This is a genomic window from Alphaproteobacteria bacterium (genome assembly GCA_030740435.1).
Lineage (GTDB): Bacteria > Pseudomonadota > Alphaproteobacteria > UBA2966 > UBA2966.
Genome location: JASLXG010000156.1, coordinates 1 through 7,204 on the forward strand (window position 1 = coordinate 1; position 7,204 = coordinate 7,204).

At 67.3% G+C, this 7,204-nt stretch carries 6 protein-coding genes; 4 read left to right on the top strand and 2 right to left on the bottom strand.

Annotated elements, in window-relative coordinates:
* Window positions 1-323: 323 nt before the first annotated feature.
* Window positions 324-1,706 (bottom strand): sodium-dependent transporter, encoded by a 1,383-nt coding sequence (locus QGG75_15950; protein ID MDP6068726.1) that lies wholly within the window; start codon window positions 1,704-1,706, stop codon window positions 324-326.
* Window positions 1,707-1,858: 152 nt separating this feature from the next.
* Window positions 1,859-2,389 carry an ACT domain-containing protein gene (locus tag QGG75_15955; GenBank protein ID MDP6068727.1) on the bottom strand — a complete coding sequence of 177 codons (531 nt, stop codon included), beginning with the start codon at window positions 2,387-2,389 and terminating at the stop codon, window positions 1,859-1,861.
* A 68-nt stretch (window positions 2,390-2,457) separates the two neighbouring features.
* On the opposite strand from QGG75_15955, the gene QGG75_15960 reads away from it, so the two are divergent.
* From QGG75_15960 to tkt, 4 genes are read left to right on the top strand one after another with little or no spacing between them, the layout of a single operon-like run.
* Window positions 2,458-3,057 (top strand): gamma carbonic anhydrase family protein, encoded by a 600-nt coding sequence (locus QGG75_15960; GenBank protein ID MDP6068728.1) that lies wholly within the window; start codon window positions 2,458-2,460, stop codon window positions 3,055-3,057.
* 12 nt (window positions 3,058-3,069) lie between these two features.
* Window positions 3,070-4,062, top strand: coding sequence for a DUF1611 domain-containing protein (locus QGG75_15965; protein MDP6068729.1), 993 nt, complete (start codon window positions 3,070-3,072; stop codon window positions 4,060-4,062).
* Window positions 4,059-5,048 (top strand): dipeptide epimerase, encoded by a 990-nt coding sequence (locus QGG75_15970; protein ID MDP6068730.1) that lies wholly within the window; start codon window positions 4,059-4,061, stop codon window positions 5,046-5,048. The genes QGG75_15965 and QGG75_15970 overlap by 4 nt, the downstream gene beginning before the upstream one ends.
* A gap of 42 nt (window positions 5,049-5,090) precedes the next feature.
* Complete coding sequence (gene tkt, locus QGG75_15975; protein MDP6068731.1) at window positions 5,091-7,085, top strand: transketolase; 1,995 nt, start codon at window positions 5,091-5,093, stop codon at window positions 7,083-7,085.
* Window positions 7,086-7,204 lie beyond the last annotated feature (119 nt).

Genomic DNA, 7,204 nt, shown 5'->3' on the forward strand with positions numbered 1-7,204 from the left:
GGCTTAGCCGGACCTCCGCCTCGCGGAGCTTGCCGATAATCTGCTCAACCGTGTGATTCTTCTTCGCCATTTTGCCCTCCTTCAAGCCAACCCAATCCTAACATCCGGGCTGGACCAGTTTTCGGGGGGCAGGCCAACTGGCGGAACTGCACGACGGCGGTTTCGAGATCGAAAGCGAGATCGGCGTGGGAACCAAAGCGACGATCTGGTTTCCCAAGGAGAGAATTGTCGGCGACGGTTGAGCAGAAGCGGCAGCAGAGCGAGCGCCCCGGCACCCGGCCGAAGCCGGGTGCCGGAGTGGTTCTCGATTGGCTGACCCGCTATCAGAAGTTATAGACGAATATAACACCAATACCGATCGGCGCGACGTAGCGGATAAGGAAGCGCCACAAACCATAGCCCGAGGTCATGGCGAGCTCTTCCTCGGTGTCTTTTTGCGTCATGATCCAGCCCGCGAATACCGCCATCAACAGGGCGCCCAGCGGCAACATGATGTTCGCCGTGAGGAAGTCATAGAGGTCGAACAGCGTCTTGCCCTCGAAGCGTCCGATGAAGCCCAGCGGGTGAAAACCCTTCCACAAATTGAGCGACAGCACCGTGGTCAAACCCAGCAGCCAGGCCGCTCCGGCCACGCTGGCCGAGGCCTTGGCCCGATCCATGCCGCGTTCCTGCAGCCATTCGACGATGGCCTCGAGCATCGAGATCGACGATGTCCAGGCAGCCACCACCAGCATGACGAAGAACAGGCAGCCGATGATCTGGCCGGCCGGCATTTGGCCAAAGGCTATGGGCAAGGTGACGAACACCAGGCCCGGCCCAGCGGCGGCATCGAGGCCGTTGGCAAAGACGATGGGAAAGATCGCCAGGCCGGCCATCAAGGCGACCAGGGTGTCGATGATGGCGATGGCAAACGAGGTCTGGGCGATCGAGGTGCTGCTTTCGAGGTAGGATCCGTAGGCGAACACCGCCCCGCCGGCGATGCTCAGGGTGAAAAAGGCGTGGCCGATGGCGGTCAGCACGGCCTCGGCCGTGAGTTTGGAGAAATCCGGATTGAAGAGGAAGTTGAGCGCCTTGCCGAAGCTGGCGCTATCGACCACCAGATTGTAGATGATCAGGACCAGCAGAAGCACGAACAGGCAGGGCATGAGAATGGTCACGGCACGTTCGATGCCGCCTTTGACGCCGCTCGCCGAAACACCGACGGTGAGCACCATGAAAACCGTGTGCCACAACACCAACTGGCCGGGTGAGGCCAGCAGGCCGCCGAATATGCCGCCGACTTGATCGGCGGTAGCGCCGTTGAAGGCGCCCGAAATGGTATGGCCGATATAGGGAATAGCCCAGCCGGCGATGACGCTATAGAAGGACAGGATGAGGAACGCAGCCGCCATCATCATGACGCCAAGCAGGCCCCAGCGCTGCGAGCGGTTTGATTCCTGGGCCAACGCCACCATGGAATTGACCGGGCTGCGGCGGCCGCGGCGGCCGAGCATGATCTCGGCGATCATTATCGGCACGCCGATGGCGGCAATGCAGACCAGGTAGACGATGACGAAGGCGCCACCGCCGTTTTCCCCGGTGATGTAAGGGAACTTCCAAATATTGCCGAGCCCGACCGCGGACCCCGCAACCGCCAAGATAAAAGTCGGCCAGTTCGACCAAGTTTGGTGCGCCTGTCGAGTAGAGCCCGCCGCAATATCCGTCATTTTCGCCCCCATAATCCGCTGCTACCCAAATCGACGTCGCGTTAGTCGTCGATGGTGACAGAAAACCGGTTGAAAATCAACGATCTAGAGGGCGATAATAGTTCAGCCAAGCAGGATCGGCAGAGCGACTGCCGACTTGCATTCTTTCGCAGCTAGCCCCCTGCCTCTTCCCAAGTAAAGATCATCTGCAACTGGCCGGCCGTGTTGCCGATGGCGGCGAGGCAGGCGTCGGCGCGGTTTTTGGGGATGGAGACGGCGAAACGGGTGGCGTATTCCGAGCGTCCGCGATCGATCTGGCGTTGCGAATTCATGCTGACGATGTTGGCCCCGAACTGGCCGAAAACCTCGGTCAGCCGGGCCAGCAGGCCGGGCTGGTCGCCGCCCGTGACCTGGATGCGGTGGCTGACGCGGCCGGAGTGCTCGTGCTGGGGCTGGTATTTGAAGTTGCTCACCCGCACCTCGGCATCGGCCAGCGGCTCGAGGGCCCGCAATTCAGTTTCGGCCCGGCGGTTGCCCAGGCTGTCGGGCAGCTCGCAGACGCTGGAGAACTCGAAGCTGGTGCCGAGCACGGCAAAGTTCGTATCGCCGAGATCGGCGCCAAGCTCGAAAAGCTGCGCCGTGATGGCGGCGATGACGCCGACCCGGTCGGCGCCGGTGATGGAAATCAGCACAGTCTTGGCCATGGTCTCCCTCGTTAGTACCCACTATCTTAGCCCATGTCGGAATTGATCCAAGCTTTCAAGGAAACTTCGTGTCCGCATCCCTACCCGACTACGGCCCCGACGTCGTGCTCAACGACCCCGCCTTCATCCATCCCACGGCCTTGCTGTTCGGCAAGGTCACCGTCGGCCCCGGTGCCTCGATCTGGCCATATGCCGTGATCCGGGCGGAAAACCACGAGGTGGTGATCGGGGCCCACAGCAACATCCAGGATTTCGCCATGATCCACGTCGGCGACCAGACGCCGACGCTGATCGGCGAGAACTGCTCGATCACGCACCACTGCACCATCCACGGCGCCGATGTGGGCGACAATTGCCTGATCGGCATCAACTCGACGCTGATGGACGGCGCCGTGATCGGCGCCAACACCACCGTCGGCGCCGGCACCCTGATCACCCCCAGCACGGAAATCCCGGCCGATACAGTGGTCGTCGGCTCGCCCGGCAAGGTCATCAAGGAACGCAGCAACTATGTCCGCAACCGGATCAACGCCTTCATGTACGAAGGCAACGCCCGGGCCTATGCGGCCGGCCGGCACCGGCTTTGGGACGATGCCGATTTCCTGGCCGAGATCGGCACCGAGGTCAAGCGCCTGCAGGCGGAAGAAGCGGCCACGGCGGCCGACTGAGGAAACCACGCCATGCAATCTCCATACTTGCTGTTCATCGGCGATGCCCGCGACCAATTGGCGGCCAAGACGGCCCAGGGCGTGGCCGACTGGCGGCCCCAGCAGTGCCTGGGCCAGCTCAAGCTGCCGGGCTGTCAGGCCGACCTCGGGATCAATGAGCTAAGCCCGGCCGCCGCCGCGGCCGCCGGCGCCCGGACCATGCTGGTCGGTGTGGCCAACGCCGGCGGCGTGCTCTCGCCGGCTTGGACGGAGACCATCCGGGCGGCTATCGAAAGCGGCCTCGACGTGGCCAGCGGGCTGCACATGAAACTGGCCGACGTGCCCGAGCTGGCGGCGGCCGCCGCCGATTGCGGCCGCCAGCTATATGATGTGCGCCACCCCACCCAGGAGTTCTCCGTCGGCACCGGCCGGCCCCGCCCCGGCAAGCGCCTGCTTACTGTCGGCACCGACTGTTCGCAGGGCAAGATGTACGCCGCCCTCGCCATCGAGCGCGAGATGCAAAAGCGCGGCCTGGCGGCAGACTTCCGCGCCACCGGCCAGAGCGGCATCTTCATCGCCGGTCACGGCGTCTCCATCGATGCCGTGGTCTCGGATTTCGTCTCCGGCGCCGTCGAATGGCTCTGCCCCGATGCCCAGCCCGAGCACTGGGACGTGGTCGAGGGCCAGGGCTCGCTCTTCCACCCCTCCTACGCCGGAGTCAGCCTGGGGCTGCTGCACGGCGCCCAGCCCGACGCCTTGGTCATGTGCCACGAGCCCACGCGGCGGCACATGCGCGGCCTGCCCGACTGGCCGCTGCCCGACATCGCCGAGTGCTGTGCCGCCAACCTGGCGGCGGCGCGCCTGACCAACCCCTTGGTCCGCATGCTGGGCCTTGCCGTCAACACCTCGGCGCTGGCCGAGGCCGAGACGGGCCCTTACTTGGAAGCCCTCGAGGCCGATCTCGGGGTGGCTTGCGTCGATCCCCTGAAACACGGCGTCGGGCGTCTGGTCGAGGCCCTGCCGTGAGCGGCCGCCGGGTCATCCTGCGCGAGGAGGTGTGGGCCATCAGCGGCGCCTTCACCATCTCCCGCGGCCGGCGTTCGGCGGCCAAGGTGGTGATGATCGAGATCCACGAGGGGGGCGCCCGCGGCCGCGGCGAATGCGTGCCCTACCGGCGCTACGGCGAAACCCTGGAAGGCACCATCGCCCAGATCGAGGAGCTGCGCCCGGCCATCGAGAACGGCACCCTGAGCCGCCAAAGCCTGCAACACCTGCTGCCGCCCGGGGCCACCCGCAACGCGCTGGATTGCGCACTATGGGACCTCGAGGCCAAGCTCACGGAGCGGCCGGTTTGGAAGCTCGCCGGCCTGCCCGAGCCCAAGCCCCTGGTCACGGCCTACACCATCAGCCTGGACGAGCCCGAGGTCATGGCCGAGCAGGCCGTCGAACACCGCTCGAAGTCGCTGCTCAAGCTCAAGCTCGGTGGCGTCGACGACATCGCCCGGGTGCGGGCGGTGCGCGATGCCGTTCCCGAAGCCACCATCATCGTCGATGCCAACGAGGCCTGGACGCCGGTGATGTACGCCGAAAACGGTGCCGAGCTGGCGCGCCTGGGGGTGCGCCTGGTGGAACAGCCGCTGCCCGCCGACAGCGACCACCTGCTCGATGGGCTGGGCCGTTCGGTGCCGGTCTGTGCCGACGAGAGCTGCCACGGCGTCGACACCCTGGCCCAGGTGGCCCGGCGCTACGACTATATCAACATCAAGCTCGACAAGACCGGCGGCCTGACCGAGGCGCTGCACCTGGCCGCGGCGGCCCACCAGGCCGGCGTCGGCATCATGGTGGGCTGCATGGTCGGCACCAGCTTGGGCATGGCACCGGCCTTCTTCCTGGCCGGCCTGGCCCAGATCGTCGACCTCGACGGGCCGCTGCTGCTGGCCGAGGACCGGGTGCCCGGCATCGACTATCAGCAAAACAAGATGCAACCGCCGCCGCCCGAACTTTGGGGATAGAGTGGCGCCACAGCCAGCCGATAGGAGCGAGCAGGAGCACACATGAGCGCAGCGACCACCCCCAGCGAATGCCAAATGGCCAACGCCATCCGGGCCCTGGCCATGGATGCCGTCGAGGCGGCGCAATCGGGCCACCCCGGCATGCCCATGGGCATGGCCGACGTGGCCACGGTGCTGTTCCGGCGCTTCCTCAAGTTCGATGCCTCCGAGCCCCGGTGGCCCGACCGCGACCGTTTCGTGGTCTCGGCCGGCCACGGCTCGATGCTGCTCTATGCGCTGCTGCACCTGACGGACTACCAGGGCCTGGGCATGGACCAGATCCGCCGCTTTCGCCAGCTCGGCAGCCGCACCGCCGGCCACCCGGAATACGGCCACACGCCGGGTGTCGAGACCACCACCGGGCCGCTGGGCCAGGGGCTGGCCAACGCCGTCGGCATGGCGCTGGCGGAGCGCCACCTGGAAGCCCGCTTCGGTGCCGGCGTGGTCGACCACCAGACCTACGTCATCGCCGGCGACGGCTGTTTGATGGAGGGCATCAGCCACGAAGCTATATCGCTGGCCGGCCACCTGGGGCTGGGCCGGCTGACCGTGCTGTTTGACGACAACGGCATCTCCATCGACGGCAGCACGGATCTTACCTGCGGCGACGACCAGCTGGCCCGCTTTGCCGCCAGCGGCTGGGACGTGGGCCACTGCGACGGCCACGACCATGAGGCCGTGGCGGCGGCCATCGCGGCGGCCCGGGCGGCGGCGGCACCCTCGCTGATCGCCTGCCGCACCACCATCGGCTACGGCGCCCCCAACAAGGGCGGCACCGCCGCCACCCACGGCGCGCCGCTGGGGGCCGACGAAATCGCGGCCGCCCGCCAGGCCCTGGGTTGGCCGCACCCGCCTTTCGAGATCCCGGCCGACGTCGCCGCCGCCTGGGCCGAGGTGGGGCGCCAAGGCGCCACGGCGCGCGCTGACTGGCAGGACCGGCTCGAAGCCCTGGATAGCGGAGAGCGTGCCGAGTTCGAACGCCGCCAGGCCGGTGACCTGCCGCCCGACTGGCCCCAGGCATATGCTGCGCTAAAAAGCCGCCTCGCGGCCGAGGCGCCGGGCTGGGCCACGCGCAAGGCCAGCCAGGAAGTGCTGGAGACGGTCAACGCGGTGCTGCCCGAAAGCATCGGCGGCTCGGCCGACCTGACCGGCTCGAACAACACGCGAAGCTCCGGCCAGGCCGCCATCGCAGCCGGCGACTTCGGCGGAAACTACCTCTTTTACGGCGTCCGCGAGCACGCCATGGGCGCCATCATGAACGGCCTGGCGCTGCACGGCGGCATCATGCCCTACGGCGGCACGTTCATGGTCTTTTGCGACTACATGCGCCCGGCCATGCGCATGGCGGCGCTGATGGGGCTGCGCGTGGTCTACGTGCTGAGCCACGATTCCATAGGGCTGGGCGAGGACGGCCCGACGCACCAGCCGGTCGAGCACCTGGCCAGCCTGCGCGCCATGCCCAACCTGGCCGTCTTCCGCCCCGCCGATGCCGTCGAGACGGCCGAGTGCTGGGCGCTGGCGCTAGAGCGTCACGACGGCCCCTCGGCCCTGGCGCTGAGCCGCCAGGGTCTGCCGGCGCTGCGCCTCGAGGACGGCGTGGAAAACCGCTCGGCCGCAGGCGCCTATGAACTCGCCGCGGCGCCTGAGGGCCAGACGGCGCAAGTCACCCTGCTGGCCAGCGGCTCCGAGGTCGCGGTGGCTCTTGAAGCTCAGGGCAAGCTGGCCGCCGAAGGCGTCGCCGCGCGGGTGGTTTCGATGCCGTGTTGGGAGCTTTTCGAGCAGCAAAGCGAGGCGGCGCAAGAAGCGCTCTTGGGGCCCGGCACCTTGCGCCTGGCCATCGAGGCGGCACTGCCCTTCGGCTGGCAGCGTTGGGTCGGCGCGGACGGCATCGTCATCGGCATGCCGGGCTTCGGCGCCTCGGCCCCGGCGGCCGAGCTTTTCCAACATTTCGGCATCACCGCCGACGCCATCGTTGCAGCCCTCAAGGCACGGCTCTAGCCCGCATTTCTCGCCGGGTCATGGCCTGCGCGTCGCGGGGGCGCCCCCCGGGGGGGGGCGCGGCGCCCCGCGCGGTGGGGCATCGGGCCCGCCCACCAAAGCACCCAGACGGTGCGACA